This window comes from Bradyrhizobium shewense (assembly GCF_900094605.1).
Lineage (GTDB): Bacteria > Pseudomonadota > Alphaproteobacteria > Rhizobiales > Xanthobacteraceae > Bradyrhizobium > Bradyrhizobium shewense.
Map to the genome: position 1 here is coordinate 46041 of NZ_FMAI01000012.1, position 17252 is coordinate 63292.

A 17252-nucleotide genomic window follows, 5' to 3' on the forward strand; every position below is an offset into this window, starting at 1 on the left:
TTGCGCTTGCCGTGATGACAAGCCGTGCATGTAGCGATAGCCTGCCGGCAAAACAAAACATACGGGAGGATGCCATGCCAGATGCGATGGTTGCCACACGTGCCTCCGATGAGCGCGGAACCGCTCAGCAGGTCGATGTCGCCGTGGTCGGCGCCGGATTTGCCGGCCTTTATCTTCTGCATCGCCTGCGCAAGGCCGGCCTCTCGGCGGTCGGCCTCGAAGAGGCCGGCGACGTCGGCGGCACCTGGTACTGGAACCGCTATCCGGGCGCGCGCTGCGACATCCAGACCATCGACTACAGCTATACGTTCGATCCGGAGCTCGAGACGGCCTGGACCTGGTCGGAGAAATACGCGACCCAGCCCGAAATCCTGCGCTATCTCGGCTTCGTCGCGGACCGCTACGACCTCAGGGGCGACATCCGCTTCAGGACCAAGGTCACCGAAGCCAAGTGGGACGAGAAGGCCGAGCGCTGGCAGCTCACCACGGACAATGGCGCGCCGGTCTCCTGCCGCCATTACATCATGGCCACCGGCTGCCTCTCGGCGCCGAAGCCGCCGGAGATCGACGGCGTCAAGGATTTCAAGGGCGAAGTCTATTTCACCGGACGCTGGCCGCATGGCGGCGTCAACCTCGCTGGAAAACGCGTCGCCGTGATCGGCACCGGCTCGTCGGCCATCCAGTCGATCCCGCTGATCGCCGAGCAGGCCGCGCATCTGACCGTGTTCCAGCGCACGCCGAATTTCGCACTGCCTGCCCATAACGGCCCGGCGCCATCGGACCGCATGAGCCTTTTGCAAGCAGATCGCCCGGCCTATCGCGAGCAGGCGCGCCAGTCGATGGCGGGCGTGCCCTATCCGCAGCAGACGGTCGTGAGCTGGCAATTGAGCGATGCCGAGCGTCGCGAGCGGTTCGAACGTGCCTGGGCCGCCGGCGACCTCGTCCACATCCTGACCCAGCTCTGGGCCGACCAGGCCGTCGACGTCGACGGCAACAAGATCGTCCAGGACCTGATCCGCGAGAAGATCCGGGCGGCAGTCAAGGACCCCGAGACAGCGGCGGCGCTCACGCCGCACGATCACCCCTTCGGCGCCAAGCGCCCCTGCCTCGATACCAACTACTACGCCACTTACAACCGGCCGAATGTCACGCTGGTCAATCTGCGCCAGGAGCCGATCAAGGCCATCACGGCGAGTGGCATCTCCACGAACGGCCGCAGCATCGACGTCGACGTCATCGTGTTCGCGACCGGGTTCGACGCTATGACCGGCGCGATCCGCGCGGTGCATCCGATCACCGGGCGCGGCGGCAAGTCGCTGACCGATGTCTGGGCGCAGGGGCCGCAGACCTATCTCGGGCTCACCGTCGAAGGCTTTCCCAACTTCTTCATGATCACCGGGCCCGGCAGCCCGTCGGTGCTGTCGAACATGGCGGTGTCGATCGAGCAGCATGTCGACTGGGTGGTCGACCGGCTGGCCGCGCTGCGCGATGCCGGCTTCACCACGATCGAGCCGACCGAGACCGCGCAGGCCGGCTGGAACAGGCACATGGCGGACTGTTCGATGGTGACGCTGCATCGGCTCGCCAACACCTGGTACACGGGCGCCAACGTCCCCGGCAAGGTGCAGGGCCTGATGCCCTATACCGGCGGCGTCGGCCCCTATCGCAGCATCTGCGACGAGGTGGTCAGCCGCGGCATGCTCGGCTTCAAGCTCACCGGCCCTGGCGGCACAGAGCAATGCAATGACGGCGAGGTGGTGCGGCTGCAGCCGGACGTGCGGCTGGTGATGAACCTGCTCGCATCGCTGAACCTGCCGCCGATCGAGTCGATGGGCGCAATCGGCGCGCGCGAGTTCGTCAACGAGTTCAACAAAGGCCGCCCCGCCGGACGGCCGATCGGCGACATCGTCGATGGCACCCTGCCCGTCACCGACGGCGCGTTGCCCTACCGCGTCTACAAGCCGGCGACACCGGGACCGCATCCGGTCGTGGTCTATTTCCACGGCGGCGGCTGGGTGCTCGGCGACGAGCAGTCGGACGAGCCGTTCTGCCGCGACATGGTGCGACGGACCGGCATGACGTTCGTCAGCGTCGGCTATCGCCACGCCCCCGAGCATCGCTTCCCGACCGCGGCCGAAGACGGCTATGCGGCCACGCGCTGGATCGCCGAACACGCCGCGGAGCTCGGCGGCAAGCCGGGCCCGGTGCTGGTGGCGGGCTGGAGCGCCGGCGGCAACATCGCCGCCGTCACCTGCCAGCTCGCGCGCGACCGCGGCGGGCCGGAGATCGCCGGCCAGCTGCTGATCTGCCCGGCCACCGACTGCACCTTCGATCGCCCGTCCTATAACGACAATGCGACCGGCTACTTCCTGACGCGATCGCTGATGTACTGGTTCTGGGACCTCTACTGCTCGCCGGCGGACCGCACCGATCCACGCGCCTCGCCACTCCGCGGCAAGGTCGAAAGGCTGCCGCCGGCCTTCGTGGCGACCTGCGAGTTCGATCCCTTGCGCGACGAAGGCATCGCCTATGCCGAGGCGATGGCGGCCGCAGGCGTCCCGGTCGAGCAGCTCAAGGCGCACGGCCATTTCCACTCGTCCTTCACCATGGTCGATGTGGTGATCACAGGCGTCTCGGGCCGGGTGCAGATGGCGGAAGCCTTGCGGCGCTTCGCCGGGCTGCCGCCGGAGGTCAGCCGCGGCGACGAGGACAGTCACGGCGACGCCAGCCCGGGGAACAAAATCGCGGCGGCCGCGAGTTGAGCCGAAACGAAGCGGCCGGGAACCGTTTCCCGGCCGGCGTGGCGATTGGTGTGGCCCCGTCAGCCGGCTGTATCTGCCAGATACAGCTACGGCTGATGGTCAGGCAGCAACATCGATGCGGCGATGAGGCCGCCTGCTGATCCAAAAGCGGCAACAAGCCAGGGCCAGGCGTAATCGGCAGGCGTCCCTTCGTCCGATAGCATCGCACCGAGCGTTGCGATGCCGAGCGCAAATCCGGCCTGCCTCATGACCACGGTGACTGCCGAAGCCATACCCGTTTGGGCCGGAGGCACCAACGCAACGACAGCGCTCGACAGTTGCGGATGCGCGAGGACTGCGCCAATCCCGGTCAACAGCATTCCGGTTGCCGCCGCAGCGAGAACGACTTGCGCGTTCGGGAGCCAGCCGCTCGCCGCTAGCACCAGAATGAGATCGCCTGCCAGCAGCGCCAGCATCGCCGTCGCGAACAGCCGGCGCCAGCCCCAGCGTTTTGCCAGGCGAGCACCATAGGGCGGCAGCAGAAGCATCGGCAAGGTCGCGAAGAGCATTGCGAAGCCAACGGACGGGCCTGGCCAGCCGAACGCTGCACTCAGGAACGGAGGCAGATAGACGAGGACCGCCCAGTATCCAACAGAAACGGCAATCAGCAGCGAGGAAATGCCGACCATGACCGGCCGAATGAACACAGCGGGGTCGAAAATCGGCACGGGCCGGCGCCGCTGCTGCATCACGAAGATGGCGAGCAGACACGCGCTCAGCCCGAGGCCCGCTGCAATCCGGGCCGGCATTGCACCTCCCGTCAGCAGGCTCTCGATTGCAATACCAAGCGCAAACGTGAGAAGCACGACGCCGCTCCAGTCCAGCGGGCGGCCGGCAGGATCACGCGACTCTGCGACCAGCCGCGGAACGGCCAGAAGCGCGAGCAGACAAAGCGGGATATTGGCCAGGAAGATCCAGCGCCATCCGAACCAGGCCGAGACAAGTCCCCCGAGCGTTGGTCCGAGCGCCATGGCGATGCCTGAGAGCACACCCATGAACGCAAAGGCGCGGGCGCGCTCGTCAGGCCGAGCATAGGCACTCGCAAGCAGCGCAATGCCTCCAGTGATAACGAACGCCGCGCCAAGGCCTTGAATTGCACGGGCGGCCCACAGAATTGGACCGCCCGCCGCAAAGCCGCAAATGATCGATCCGACCAGGAACACGGCGTTGCCGCCAAGCAGAGCGCGTCGGCGTCCATACTTGTCGGCCAGCGCGCCGGCAGCGAGCAGCCCACCGGTAAATGCCAGACTATAGGCATCCATCACCCAGGCATAGGCAGCGCCGCCGAAACCGAGTTCGGCGGCCATAGCCGGCATCGCAACAACAACCGCGGTTACGTCGAATTGCGTCAGAAAAGCCGCCATGCCGAGCACCATCGCTGGCAGCAGGTCGTGCCAACGGCGTCGGGGCTGCATATCGGGTTCAGGCGTGATCATCGTTGTCCCATCGTGAAAGCGTCTGGTACCGATATGCATGCCAGGGCGAGGCCTGCGCCAATGCGATGTATTCACATCGGCATGAAAATATTTCATGATGATGCAATGCGCTCATTTCCTCCCTTCGACGGGCTGATTGCGTTCGAGGCCGCCTTGAGACATGCGAGCGTCACGCGCGCTTCCGCAGAGCTCGGGCTCACGCAGAGCGCGGTCAGTCATCGGCTTCGCAAACTCGAGGACTTCGTCGGGACGCCCCTCCTCATTCGGCAGCCGAGCGGCTTATGCGCCACGCCCGCCGGTATTGCCCTCTCGAACGAGTTGGCCGGTTTGCTCGACAGGATGGCGGATTTTCGTGCGCTCTGTCGCGCCGCTGCTCCGCCTCCGGCCTTGAAAGTCGGCGTCGGTGCAGCGCTTGCCGACTATTGGCTCGTGCGCCGCTTGCCCGATTTTGCGCAGACGCATCCCGGCATACCGGTTGAGCTGGCCGTACGTGAAGCCGACGCACACGCGAGGTCGAACGATCTTGACGTCGCGGTGCTGTGGCAACCAGCGGCGGGCTTGAGGCCAACGTCCATGCAACGTTTGCTATTTCGCGAGCATGTTTACCCCGTCTGCCACCCACGCCTGCTGCCTGGCCAGCGACCACTGACCGACGTGACGCGCCTCAAATCGTTGCCGCTCCTGCACAAGGGCCGGGCCGGCGAAGACCGTGGGGTCGAGTGGTCATGGACCACCTGGTTCGAACGATTGGGCCTCGGCCGCCCGCCCCCCGCCGAGATACGTTTTGCAACGATAGCTACCGCCATAGCCGCCGCCCTCGCCGGCAACGGGATCGTGCTCGCGCGTTCGCTGCTGGTCCAGGATGCGCTCAAGGACGGGAGGCTGGTACGGGTGCTTCCGCAATCGTGGGACTTGCCGTCGAGCAAGGCTCAAATCGTGCGCTGGCCCCCGGCAATGGCCAAAGATCCCCGCGTGAAGGCGTTTGTCCGCTGGATATTGCAAACTCCGAAGATTCCCAACGATTGAGCCTTACGCCGTAGCGGGTCAGCCGGGAACCATTTCCCGGTCATCGCGTTGGGTGCCTGTGGCATTGAGATGCAGCGACAGGTATGGGCCCCGGCACGCAAATCCGCGTGCTGGGGTGCTTTTTGCGTGAGGTGGGGCGATGGGGGACGCGGTTGCGGATTCAAAAGTCGATTTCGATGCGCTTGCGGCCCTGCATAAATGGCCGTCGCTGGCAAACGAGCGCCGACCGGACCGGGAATCATATCAGATAAGCGAAGGCACTCTCGACGAGTGCATCTCTGCGTTCATGGGGAAGCCGGCGACGACCCGGCATCTCTATGAGATCCGGACAGCGGCGCAGCCGCCGCTCGTGACCGGCATCCTTTCGCCCGAACACGTCATCGAGCTCTCGCGCTGGAGAGAATTTCTCTGACGGCGCTTCACCTGCAGGCGCGTTAGGAACCTTCTGCCGGTTTCTCCCGTTGGTGGAAATCGGAAGTCAAGGCGCGAGTGTCTCCCATGCTTGAAGCTGGCGTACCACCCCCGGTCGTGCCCTATGGCGCAGACCAGACCCTGTTCGTGGTGATCGATCGCCTCGACCAGGCGACGGAGATTCGCATCGAACGAAGCGATCTCGAAGCCACTATCGGCGAGCTCGTCGCCGGCTGCTTCAACGACCCCATCAAGGTGATTTCGTTCAACACGCTCGAACATTGGATGAAGGACATCTCGACTGATGTCGCCGGCGCGATAAAGGCACGCTGCGACATCTATGGCATAGAGCTACCCGACTATCTCAGCGACTTCATCGATAGCCATAGCATGAATGCGGGAGTTATGCGCGCCGATATTTGCCGGCGATGACTTCGATCTCGCGACGGCGCTCGTCGGCGAAGGCCTGGAGCCTTTCGATCGTCAGCGTATCTGTGATCCGTTTGGCGAGTCGCTCGGCGCGCGCGGCTTGATCTTCGAGATACTGGATCGTGTTCAAGCGCCCGCCTCCCTCAACAGCCCCAAATTGTTCGGACAGACATGGTGCTTGAGAAGCCGCTAACACCCAGTTAAGCGCGGCGGGCCGAACGCGATGTCTCGAACTCATTGCACGACGTCGAGCCGGACATTGGTGATGCCCCTATCGACCATGCCGAGCGCCTCGGCCGCGGAAGGCGAGACGTCGACGACGCGTCCGCGGATATAGGGACCGCGATCGTTGACCCTGACGGTCACGAAACGGCCGGAGGAAACGTCGGTGACGCGCAGCTTGGTGCCGAATGGCAGGGTCGGATGGGCCGCGGTCAATTCGTTCTTGTCGAACTTCTCGCCGCTCGCCGTCTCCGTATCCGAATAGAAGCTGGCAACGCCGTGCGAGGCCGCTTGCTTTGCATCGCCATCGGGAATGCGCACCCGGCTGACCGGCCTTGGATGCAGCGCCGCCACCCGGTGCGGCCGCTCGACCGCGGCCTGCCGGCCGGTGGCCGCGAGATCGGCCTTCTGGCGGCCGACCGGCGATTGCGCGCAGGCGGCGAGTGAGGCGGCCCCGACGATGGCCAGCAGCAGCCGGCTCGAGGTTGCCAGCGAAATCCTGGCAGTTTCGGCACGTGCAATGCAAGACATGATGCGCCCTCCGAACTCCCCGGAGTTTCGGTGGGCAATGAGGGCAGAAGCTTGTCAGAACAAAAGCGGGCCTGGGGCCGCCGCCGTTTCGCGTCAACTGTGACGATTCCATCACAGTGACGCGTCCTGAATCGGGACTGAAGCTACCCCAGTGGCCGGCTCCAGCTCAGGCCGGAGGCGGGATCGCGCGCAACACGTCCCGGAAGACGCCGAACTGCAATCGAAACGCTTGCGAGCTGTAGTCCTGATAGTAACCCGCAGTCACTGCGACGACGAGATCGAGCTCCGGGACGATGCGGATCGACTGCCCGCCGCGGCCCAGCGCACCGATCCAGCTGATCTTGCGGTCATTGAGGCGCGTTTGGCCGCGCCACCACAGATATCCGTAGGATTGAGCGTCGTTCGCCTTGATCTTTTCTGCCGTCGAAGCCTCGATCCACGCCTTGGAGACGATCTGGCGGCCGTTCCAGCGACCGCCCGCAAGCACGAGCTGGCCGATCTTGGCCATGTCGCGCGGTCGCAAGCGCAATCCTCCTCCGGCATCGGTATCCCCCCTGTACCGGCCCCACGCCGTGCCGGTGATACCCAGAGGCTCGAACAAATTCTCGCGCGCGAATTCATCGAGAGGACGTCCCGTCGCCTTGCGGATGATGGCCGACACCAGCGTGAGCGCGCCGGTGTTGTAGAAGAACTCCTGCCCCGCCGCGGCGGTCACGGGAAGACCGAGAACGTAGCGACACGGATCCCATGCCATATGCATGCGCGTCTCGTCATTGTCGTCGTCTCCCGTCGCGGGTGTCGCCTCGACCCACTTCAGGCCCATCGACATGGTGAGCACATGCACCAGCCGGATGCGGTCCTTTTCGGGAGAACGCAAGTCGGACAGTTCGGGGAAGAAGCTGAAGATCGGTTCGTCGACGCCGCGTATCAGCCCGCGATCGATCGCAATCCCGACGACGAGTGATGCAACGCTCTTCGAAACAGACTTCATATTGTGCAACGTATCGGCATCGAAGGCGATGGTTTCCACCCGGCGGCCGTAGATGTAGCCGGGTATCTCATCGGCGCCCTTGAAGTAACGCTCGAACGCCAGCTTGCCGTCGCGGGCGACCAGCACCGCATGGATATTGGCATCGCTCGTGGCGAGCCGGTCGGCCGTCCCGCACAGCGCCTCGCGATTGACGAGACTGTCGCCAGCGACGGAGCCGCCCGGCCAGCCGTCGCCCCGTTCGGGCGGAACACCGCAGCCGTCGGCTGCGTTCGCGCGGACCGCGGAGAGCGGCGCCAGTGCGGCGCCGCCGAGCAGCGAAATGAACTGGCGCCGCCTCATGCGAGCCTCATCCCTGTTGCGGCGCAGAGCCAGCTTCGGCGCCGGCGTATCGGGGCTGCGCGTTCTCTCTGAGGATGCGCGCGAATTCACGCCAATAGAGCCTTCGCCAGTTCGTCGTCAAGCTGGCGAGAAAATCGAGCTCTCTTTGCGTCAGCGTGCACATCGCGGCTTCAGGCCACAAGGCCCCCCATGGGTTTGACGTCGGCGCTGCCGGGGAAAACCACATCCGCCAGCACCTTCTCCTCGACACGCAGGTGATCTCTCAGCAGGCCCTTCAGCACGGCGCGCAGATCGGTGGTCGGCTTGAGATCGCGATCCTCGAACAGTTGCGCCGGCTTCAGCCCCGGCCAGTCCGCGATCACGCGGCCGCCGGCGAGCCCGCCGCCGATCAGGAATGCGACCGTGCCGGTGCCGTGATCGGTGCCTTGCGTTCCGTTGATGCGCGCGGTGCGCCCGAACTCGGTGACCACGGCGACCACGGTCTCGCCCCAGGCGTCGCCCATGTTGCTCTCGATTGCGGCGAAGGCGCCGTCGAGCGCGCCGAGCAGATTGTAGAGCTGGCCCGAGGCCGCCCCTTCGGCGATGTGCGTATCCCAACCGACGAAGCCCATGGCGCCGACGCGCGGACCGTCGGGCTTGGCGAGATAGCGCGCGGCGGTGCCGGCGGCGTCGGCGAAATAGGCGCGCACGCGCGCAATGCCCGGCGGTGCCAGGGTCGGATCGTCCGACATGGCATCGCCCGCGCTGGGTGTCCCGCTGAGCGAAGCGAGCTTCATGCGCGCCTGCAGCACGGTCGCGAGCTTCGGGTCGGTGTGCTGGTAGAGATCGAGCAGGCGGGTCTGCGTGTCCTCGCTCGCCGGGAGCAATTTCTGCGGCACCCATGTCATGACCGGCGCCGAGCCGCGCACCACCAGCGGTGTCACCGAGCCGATCCCGAGCGCGCGGCTGCCGCGCGGATCGACGCGGCCGCCCGATTCCAGCGCGAGCAGCGCACGGTTCAGCCATCCGGAGCTGGTCATACCGGGCTTGACGAGCCCGCTCTCCAGCACGTCCTGGCCATCGAAATGCGAGCGCTCGCGATAGGGCGTCGCAACGGCATGCACGATCGCCGCCTTGCCGCTCTTGTAGAGCCGGTGCAAATTCGGCATCGCCGGATTGAGCGCGAAGAAGGCATCGAGCGGCAGCGCCGGCGGCTTGCCGTCCAGCAGCAGCGCGCGATCGCCGCGCAAGGAGATCCAGTCGGGATCGCCGACCGGCGCGACGGCACCGAGGCCGTCGAGCGCGCCGCGCAGCACGATGACGAGCAGGCGCGGATCGCGGCCTTCGGCGCGCGCGATCCTGGGCATCTGGCTCCATGCGAACAGCGCACCGGAGCCGACCAGAAGCTCGCGTCGCGTGGGCAAATGATTGACGACGCCCATGCTCACCTCCTCTGAAAATCCGCCGACATGAACAGCAGCGCCAGCGCCTGCTGCCGGCTCTCGGCGCGGCCGACCGCCTGCTTCACCTCGGGGGCGATCTGCGATGCAAAGACGTCCTCGATGATGACTTGCGGATCGGCCATGCCGGTGATGCGCTCCGCGAAATTGTTGGCGACGTCGAGCCGCCGGCCGACGCCGTCGATCCAGCTTGCTTCATCGTCCGGATAACCCTTGGGCGCGGGCGGACGCCACAGCGCCTCGCCCAGCAGCTCCTGGCCGCCGGTGAAGCGGACGGGATCGACCTGCGTGATGCCGGTTGCACGCACCATGCCGACGACCCATTCGCCGGGACGCTTGAGCTTTGACGGCGGCGCGCGCCACGCCTCGTCCGACGACACCATCAGCGTCGCGACCTGCTTGAGATTGCCGTCGCCGTCGCGGAACGCCTTCGCCATCTGCTCGACCAGGGCCGGCGGCGGTTCGTCGGCGACGAAATGGCGCGCGAGCTTGGTCGCGACATGGGTCGCTGTTGCCGGATGCGCAGCGAGATCGCGCAGCACGGCGCGCCCCTGCTCGACGTCGTCCTGCTCATAGCGCTTGCCGAGCACGGTCTGTCCGCCGGGCTCGTGCAGCCGCGGATTGAAGGTGAAGTCGCCGCCATGCTGGGGATCGGCCCCCGGCGGCACCAGCGTCCAGCCGGTCAGCACGTTGGCGAAGCTGATGACGTCGTTCTGGGTGTAGCCGGCGCGCACGCCGAGCGTATGCAGCTCCATGATCTCGCGGGCAAAGTTCTCGTTGAGGCCGCTGCTGCGGTTGATGCCCGCGGTCGAGTTCGCCCCCATCGAACCGAGATTGTCGAGATAGAACAGCATCGCCGGATGGCCCTCGACGGCCAGCAGGAGGTCGACGAACCGGCCAAGCGCATTGGCGCGAACCGCCTCGCGTTCATAGGCGCCGGACATGCTCTGGATCCGGTTGGCCGAGATGCAGAAATGATTGGACCAGAACCAGACCAGCCGCTCGGCAAAGCCGATATCGGCGGCAAGCGCCGCCTCCGTGCGCAGCTTGGCTTCCTGCAAATACATCGGGCGCCCGGGATCAGGAATAGCGTCGGCGGCCTGCTTCGCCGCCATCTCGGCGGCGTCCTTTTCCTGGCCCGCTTGCCCCTGCGTCTGCGATTGCGGCTGAGCCTGGTCGTCAGCCGAGGTGGGCGCCGACGCCACCTGCTGCTTCTTGGCCTGTTGCTGCGCCTGCTTGGCCCGCGCCGTTCGCCGAGCATTGGCATCGGCCACGGTGCGATAGGCTTTCGCACTGGAGGGCAGGCTGGCCGCCGCGGCGAGCACGAGCGGCCGGTCGAGTTCGGCAATCAGCGCGCCACGCGGGTCGGACCCGAGGGCGGCAATCGAGCCCGGCCGCGGCCCCATCCCGAAGCGATGGAGCGCCAGCACGGCTTCGGCCTTTGCGGAATTGCTCATGGCGAATGCCCAATTCTACGAGCCCGCCCGACGGCACCGCTCGAGGCTACGAATTGTAATGCTACAGATCGTAGCATTCGCGGGACTGGCAGACAAGCGGAGATTGAAACACCTCCATCAAGACATCGGGAGCGGCCGCTGCCCTCAGAAATTCGGCCCGAGCGCGATCTTCGTGATGGTGTCGTGCCTGACGCCGATGCGCCATTCCGCCGAGCCATTGGCGAACTGGGCGATGTAGATGTCGCTGTCGAGCGCGGTGACGCCGCGGAAGGAGACCGCACGCAGCGCACCGAGCCGCGCCAGGATCGCCTGGTCGAACGGCAACTGCTGACGCGTGATGTCGGCCACTTCCGAAGTCATGTGCTCGTAGTCTGGCTGTCCTCTGCCGACGCCCTCGATATAGCGGCGCAGCATCGCCTCGCCATTGGCGATCGGAACAGCGCGGCGGGCGGCGCGCCCCGGACGCACGCCGAGGTTTGAAGCTTCGACATTGTGGAAGCGGGTCTGCCGGCCCGGCATCAGGATCTCCAGACACCGTCCCGACTTGTCGGCAATCATCCAGGGATTGTTCACGGTCGTGGTGGTGAACCAGGTCATGTTGGGCCTGACGATCTGCGCCCTGCGATTGCCGTCCGCGTCCAGATTGACCACCTGGATGTCGTCGGCCATCTCGTTGTAGAGCATGATCCTGATCGGCGAAGTGTCGGCGCGGCCGCGAACGCTCGCCTCCTCCGCGCAAGGCACGATGCCGCCGAGCTCCTCATTGCCGTCGGCCCGGAATAGCACGTCGCCGGCCTTGCCGTCCGGCTCGATCATCAGGCGAAATTCCGCCGTGCCGTTCTCGAACTTGGCGCCATAGATGTCGTAGCCGCCGGGGCCGACGCCGCGGAAGAAGATCGACTCCACCGCGCCGAGCGCCACGAACGTCGCCCGCGACTCACTGAACTGCCGGTGAACCTTGGCCGCCAGCGGCGCACTCATCCGGTCGTAGTTGGGCGTACCGCGGCGAAGATCCTCGATGCCGCGCAAGATCATCTCCTTGCCGCCGGGCGCCGGGACCTGCTCCCTGAATCGGTCAGGCACTTCCGCAAGGCGGCGCGCGAAATCCGCCTCGATCGCCTGAGCCACCGCTGCATCGATCCGGGGCGCCAGGCGGGCGCCAAAGACCGAATTCTGCACCAGCACGCGCGAGACCTTTGATTGCTCGTCACGCAGGAAGATCAGGAGATTTTCGCCACGGATTGAGAAGATGTCGGCACCTTCGGCGAGGAGCGTCGCCGGGCCCAGCACGGTTTCCTGCACCCGGAGCCGATCACCGTCACGCCGTACCGTCAGCACGCGGTTTGGCGCAATCCTGTACCAACCGACATACGGATCGAGCGATACCGGCTCGGCTACCGCCGCCGGCATCTCGGCGACACGAACCGCACGAATGTCGCGGCCGTTCATGCGCAGCGTCAGCTCGGACGAGCGGCGCTCCGCATCGAGCGCGAAGGTGATCTCGCCGGACGAGGCCGCGTAGGACGCCGTGCCGTCATTGCCGACCGTGAGGCGCAGCTTGCGCTGGCCCGTGAGTTGGCCGTAGAGCTCGTCGCCCTCACGGAAGATGGCGAACACCGAGGCCGGACCCATAGCGTAGAAATTGACGAACGGGCGGTAGTGCTGGGCGGGCACCTCGCCGGCATCCGCGGCGGCGGGCGCCGCGTCCGGCGTGCGATAGGCGATCATGCCTGCGGACACGATCACCACCGGGACGATCGCAGCCGCGATCCACAGCCGCTTGCGCCAACTGACCGCGACGGGCATCGCGGCAGCCGCGATGATGCGCTCGACACGGGCACGCACGGTCGAGGCCCGCGCCATCGCAAGCTCGACCGGCCGCGGCTTCACGGTGCTGGCGAAATCGAGCAGGATTTCCGCGTAGGACAGCCGGTCGTCGATGACCTCGATCGCCTCGGCGTCGCTGATGATCTCGGCGAGCTCGGCAAGGCGCGCGAGCTGCCACCACGAGAACGGGCTGAACCAGAACACCGCGCGGTTGAGCGATGCGAGCAGGAGGACGTAGAAATCGCGGTTGACGACATGCGCGCCTTCATGCGCGAGCACCGCGAGGCGCTTCTTCGCGTCCCAGCTGGCGAATTGCGGCGGCACCAGAATGGTCGAGCCGAAGGTGACGGGGCCGCCGACATCGCGGCTGACGCGCACGTCGGCATCGATCATCTGCAAGCCCTTCATCGGCTTTGCCGCGCACGCCAGACGCCAGGTCAGGCAGAGCCCGATCGCGAGCCGCAGCAGCAACAGGCCGGCAACGCCGGCATAGATGACGGTGGCAACGAGCCACCAATTGATCGAGAGCCCGCTTCTGGCTTGCGGCGCGACAGCAATGCCGGGCGCGACTGGCAGCGCGGGCTGCGGCGTCTCCAGCATCGAGATGTCGGCCGGCAGAAAATCATCCGGCACGGCGACCGGCAAAGGCAGTCGGGTGATCGTGAGCGTCGGCCAATGCATCACGAATGGCATCGCCAGCGATGCCAGCAGCACGACGACCCAGGCCGTCATGTGAACGTGCGGATTGCGCACGCGAAACAGATTGAGACCGAACCAGACGACGCCTCCCAGCACAAGGGAGCGCAGTGCCGCCTCCGCCAGAGTTGCGATCATTCTTTCTTCACTCCCCTCGCCTTCTTCGCCTTGGCCACCTGGTCGGCCAGCGTGCGCAATTGCTGCTGGTCGAGCATCTTGTTGTCCACCATGCCGACGAGGACCTCCTCGATCGAGCCGTTGCAGAACCAGTCGACGATGCGCTGCACCGCCTTGGCCGCAACCTTCGCGCGCGGCTCGGCGGCCTGGTAGACGTAGGTACGTCCGTCCACGGTGTGGTTAGCATAGCCCTTTTCTTCCAGCCGACGCAGCACCGTGCGCACCGTCGATTCCTTCAGACGCCGCGACAAGCGCTCGCGCACGATCTCGGCCGTGACAGGACCATGGGCCCAAACCAATTGCATGACCTCGTGCTCGAGGTCGCCCAGTTCGGGCAAACGATCGTCCATGGCGGCTTACCTTGCAGATTGTGTTTTCTTGTAACGCTACAGATTGTCGCATATGCGGCCGCGCGGCACAACGGCGATTCCACCTGGGATGGTGTCGGTGTGCTGACCTAGTCGCCGATTCGTGATTTGAGGGAAGTCGAAATATGCGAGGTCGTCATGCCCGGGCTTGTCCCGGGCATCCACGTTCTTTCGTACCGCGCGTCAAGACGTGGATGGCCGGGACAAGCCCGGCCATGACGAGGCGGACACGTGACGCGCCCTAACCGCGCCGCTTGGGCGGGGGATGGCGGTTAGTAATGCGGTTCGTACATCTGGGACTGGACGAGAGCCTTGACGTCGTTGGGCGCGGGTCCGTCGGCGAGCCCGCGCTGATAGGCGACATCAGCAACGGCCGCGGCGATGCGGACCGAGACTTCGCGGATGCGCGGCAGGGCCGGATACAGGCTGCCCTGCGCGAGATCCTCCTTGCCGACGCAATTGGCGAGCGTATGGGCCGCCGCCATGAACATCTCGTCGGTCACCAGCTTCGAGCCGCTGGCGATGACGCCGAGGCCAACGCCGGGGAAGATGTAGGAGTTGTTGCCCTGGCGCGGCACGAATCTGCGGCCGTCGAGCGTCACCGGATCATATGGGCTGCCGCAGGCGAACAGCGCGCGCCCTTCGGTGTAGCGATAGGCGTCCTCCGCCGAGCATTCGGCCTTCGAGGTCGGGTTGGAGAGTGCGAACACAATCGGCTGTTCGTTGAGCTCGGCCATCGCCTTGAGCACCTCGAGCGTGAAGGCGCCGCCAACCGCGGCAACCCCGATGATCGCCGTCGGCTTCAGCGTCTTGATCGCGGTGAGGAAGTCGCTGATCGGCGCCTGCTCGGCATGCGCGTAGCGCAGCTTGTGGCCGGAAAGGCCTTCGCGGCCGCCGACGACGAGGCCGCGGGAATCCACCAGCCAGTTGCGCCGCAGTGCTTCGGCTTCCGAAGCGCCCTCCGCCATCATCGCGGACACCACGAGATCGGCGATGCCGGTTGCCGCTTCGCCTGCCCCTAAGAACAGGATCTTCTGATCCTTCAGCTTGCCGCCGTTCACGCGTAGCGCCGAGAACAGGCCGGCGAGCGCGACCGCCGCAGTGCCCTGAATGTCGTCGTTGAAGACGCAGGCCTCGTCGCGATATTTGTGCAGCAGCTTGAACGCCGAATGATTGGCGAAATCCTCGAACTGGATCAGCACGCCCGGAAAGGTTTTTCGCGCGGCTTGCATGAATTCGTCGACGAAGCTGTCATAGGCTTCGCCCGTCAGCCGCCGCTCGCGCAGGCCGAGATAATAGGGATCGTTCAGCAGCTCTTCGTTGTTGGTGCCGACGTCGAGCACAACAGGCAGGCACGCTTCCGGATGCACGCCGGCGCAGGCCGAATAGAGCGAGAGCTTGCCGACCGGGATGCCCATGCCGTTGGCACCGAGATCGCCAAGTCCCAAAATGCGCTCGCCGTCGGTGACGACGATCAGCTTGGCCGGATAGGGCCAGTTCTTCAGAATCTCGGCGATCTGGCCGCGGTCGCGCGAGGAGATGAACATGCCGCGCGGCCGCTGGAAGATCAGGCCGAATTTCTGGCAGGCGAGCCCGACCGTCGGGGTGTAGATGATCGGCTGGATCTCATCGATATTGTCGACGACGACGCGGAAGAACAGCGCCTCGTTGCGGTCATGCAGCGCGTTCAGCGCGACGTATTTTTCCAGATCGGTCGGCAGCGTGCGCAGATTGGTGAGGACGCGCTGAGCCTGCGTCTCCATCGTCAGCACGCAAGGCGGCAACAGGCCGCGCAGGCCCAGGGCCTCGCGCTCGGCTTCCGTGAAGGCGGTCCCCTTGTTGAGCAACGGATCGCGCAGCAATGTCATGCCTTGCGGCGGATTGGACGATGTCGGTTGGGCAACGACCCGGGCAGGTCTATTCACGAATTCCCCCAAAAAGCTTCACATTGAACCGCTGACATTGTCGGCCAGCGCTCCATTGAGATCAAGGACGTAGCGCCTGAGGTATCGATTGTGATCTCGCACCGCAGCGAGACTTTCGCGAACGACTGGCAATTGCACGCGAGAAAAGGTTAACGCCGCGCCTATTCCGGCTTGATATCGGCAGCCTTCACGATCGGCCACCATTTCTCGGTCTCGGCCTTCTGGAACGCCGCAAGCGCTGCGGGCGTCTGCTGCGCAGGTAGCGGAATCTCCTGCCCCAGTTCGGCAAAGCGATGCTTGACGGCAGGCTCGGCGAGCACGGCGACGATCGCCGCGTTCAGCTTGGTGACGATGTCCTTCGGCGTGTTCTTCGGTGCCCAGATGCCGTGCCAGTAGGAAATGTAAAGGCCCGGCAGGCCCGCTTCGTCGACGGTCGGCACATCAGGCGCAGAAGCGAGCCGCGTCGGCGAGGTCACCGCGAAGGCCTTGATCGCGCCGCTCTTGACATGCGGCAGCGAGTTCGAGGCCTGGTCGAACATGATGTCGATCTGTCCGGCGACGAGATCGATCATGGCGGGCCCTGCGCCGCGATAGGGCACGAACTGGAAGTCGGTGCCGGTCTTGTCCTTGAAGAAGACGCCGGCGACATGCGCGCCCGTGCCGGCCCCGGCCGTCCCGGCGGTGGCCTTGCCGGGGTTGCCCTTCAGCCAGGCGATCATCTCTTTCAGGCTGTTCGCCTCGAGCGACTTCCTGCCGACGATGAGCTGCGTCCCCATCGCGATCATTGCGACCGGCTCGAAATCGGCGACCACGTCATAGGGCAGCTTGAAGATCGCGCCGTTCAGCACATGCGTGCCCCAATGGCCGATCGTGATCGTGGTGCCGTCGGGTGTTGCGCGTGCAACGCGCGCGCCGGCAATGCTGCCGGAGGCGCCGGCCACGTTCTCGACCACAACCGTGGTGCGTAGCTCGGCGGCGATCCGCTCGGACAGGATCCGCGCCAGCGTGTCGGTCGGACCGCCCGCCGCGAACGGTACGATGAGGGTGATCGGGCGCGAGGGAAACGGCTGCGCATGGCCCGGTGCAATCCACGCCCCACATCCGACCACGGCGCACAAGACGATCAAATGACCGCGCAAGGCGGCGCACAGCCCTCGTAGCATTCCACCCACCCATT

At 65.6% G+C, this 17252-nt stretch carries 14 protein-coding genes; 4 read left to right on the forward strand and 10 right to left on the reverse strand.

Features of this window, described 5'->3' with window-relative positions; genetic code table 11:
* Positions 1–74: 74 nt before the first annotated feature.
* Positions 75–2762, forward strand: a complete 2688-nt coding sequence (locus GA0061098_RS22645) for a flavin-containing monooxygenase (RefSeq protein WP_091961314.1) — start codon at positions 75–77, stop codon at positions 2760–2762.
* 86 nt (positions 2763–2848) lie between these two features.
* Here GA0061098_RS22645 and GA0061098_RS22650 read toward each other — a convergent pair whose 3' ends face one another.
* Entirely contained in the window at positions 2849–4237 is a 1389-nt protein-coding gene (locus tag GA0061098_RS22650) for an MFS transporter (RefSeq protein ID WP_091961316.1), read from the reverse strand.
* 60 nt (positions 4238–4297) lie between these two features.
* Here GA0061098_RS22650 and GA0061098_RS22655 point away from each other — a divergent pair, with 60 nt between their 5' ends.
* The 3 genes from GA0061098_RS22655 (at position 4298) to GA0061098_RS22665 (ending at position 6106) form a co-directional block, all read left to right on the forward strand.
* On the forward strand, positions 4298–5263 hold the full coding sequence (locus tag GA0061098_RS22655) for a LysR substrate-binding domain-containing protein (RefSeq protein WP_245323488.1): 966 nt from the start codon (positions 4298–4300) through the stop codon (positions 5261–5263).
* A gap of 139 nt (positions 5264–5402) precedes the next feature.
* Positions 5403–5675 carry a hypothetical protein gene (locus GA0061098_RS22660; protein ID WP_091961319.1) on the forward strand — a complete coding sequence of 91 codons (273 nt, stop codon included), beginning with the start codon at positions 5403–5405 and terminating at the stop codon, positions 5673–5675.
* Between the two features lie 86 nt (positions 5676–5761).
* Positions 5762–6106, forward strand: a complete 345-nt coding sequence (locus GA0061098_RS22665) for a hypothetical protein (protein ID WP_091961321.1) — start codon at positions 5762–5764, stop codon at positions 6104–6106.
* On the opposite strand, the gene GA0061098_RS45125 is transcribed toward GA0061098_RS22665, so the two are convergent.
* The 9 genes from GA0061098_RS45125 to GA0061098_RS22705 all read right to left on the reverse strand — a co-directional run bounded on the left by GA0061098_RS45125 (position 6078) and on the right by GA0061098_RS22705 (position 17238).
* Entirely contained in the window at positions 6078–6233 is a 156-nt protein-coding gene (locus GA0061098_RS45125; protein WP_165637539.1) for a hypothetical protein, read from the reverse strand. The genes GA0061098_RS22665 and GA0061098_RS45125 overlap by 29 nt on opposite strands.
* A 104-nt stretch (positions 6234–6337) precedes the next feature.
* On the reverse strand, positions 6338–6856 hold the full coding sequence (locus GA0061098_RS22670) for a septal ring lytic transglycosylase RlpA family protein (protein ID WP_091961324.1): 519 nt from the start codon (positions 6854–6856) through the stop codon (positions 6338–6340).
* A 166-nt stretch (positions 6857–7022) separates the two neighbouring features.
* Entirely contained in the window at positions 7023–8186 is a 1164-nt protein-coding gene (locus tag GA0061098_RS22675) for a serine hydrolase domain-containing protein (protein WP_091961326.1), read from the reverse strand.
* A gap of 170 nt (positions 8187–8356) precedes the next feature.
* Positions 8357–9607: a DUF1501 domain-containing protein gene (locus GA0061098_RS22680; RefSeq protein WP_091961328.1), complete on the reverse strand. Its 1251-nt coding sequence runs from the start codon at positions 9605–9607 to the stop codon at positions 8357–8359.
* A 2-nt stretch (positions 9608–9609) separates the two neighbouring features.
* Complete coding sequence (locus tag GA0061098_RS22685; protein ID WP_091961331.1) at positions 9610–11082, reverse strand: DUF1800 domain-containing protein; 1473 nt, start codon at positions 11080–11082, stop codon at positions 9610–9612.
* A gap of 144 nt (positions 11083–11226) precedes the next feature.
* Complete coding sequence (locus GA0061098_RS22690; protein WP_091961335.1) at positions 11227–13743, reverse strand: M56 family metallopeptidase; 2517 nt, start codon at positions 13741–13743, stop codon at positions 11227–11229.
* On the reverse strand, positions 13740–14132 hold the full coding sequence (locus GA0061098_RS22695) for a BlaI/MecI/CopY family transcriptional regulator (RefSeq protein ID WP_018319749.1): 393 nt from the start codon (positions 14130–14132) through the stop codon (positions 13740–13742). The genes GA0061098_RS22690 and GA0061098_RS22695 overlap by 4 nt, the downstream gene beginning before the upstream one ends.
* Positions 14133–14422: 290 nt before the next feature.
* Entirely contained in the window at positions 14423–16075 is a 1653-nt protein-coding gene (locus GA0061098_RS22700; protein WP_283808002.1) for an NAD-dependent malic enzyme, read from the reverse strand.
* A gap of 161 nt (positions 16076–16236) precedes the next feature.
* A complete protein-coding gene (locus GA0061098_RS22705; RefSeq protein ID WP_091961345.1) occupies positions 16237–17238 on the reverse strand; it encodes a Bug family tripartite tricarboxylate transporter substrate binding protein in 1002 nt (333 codons plus the stop codon).
* Positions 17239–17252: the final 14 nt, after the last annotated feature.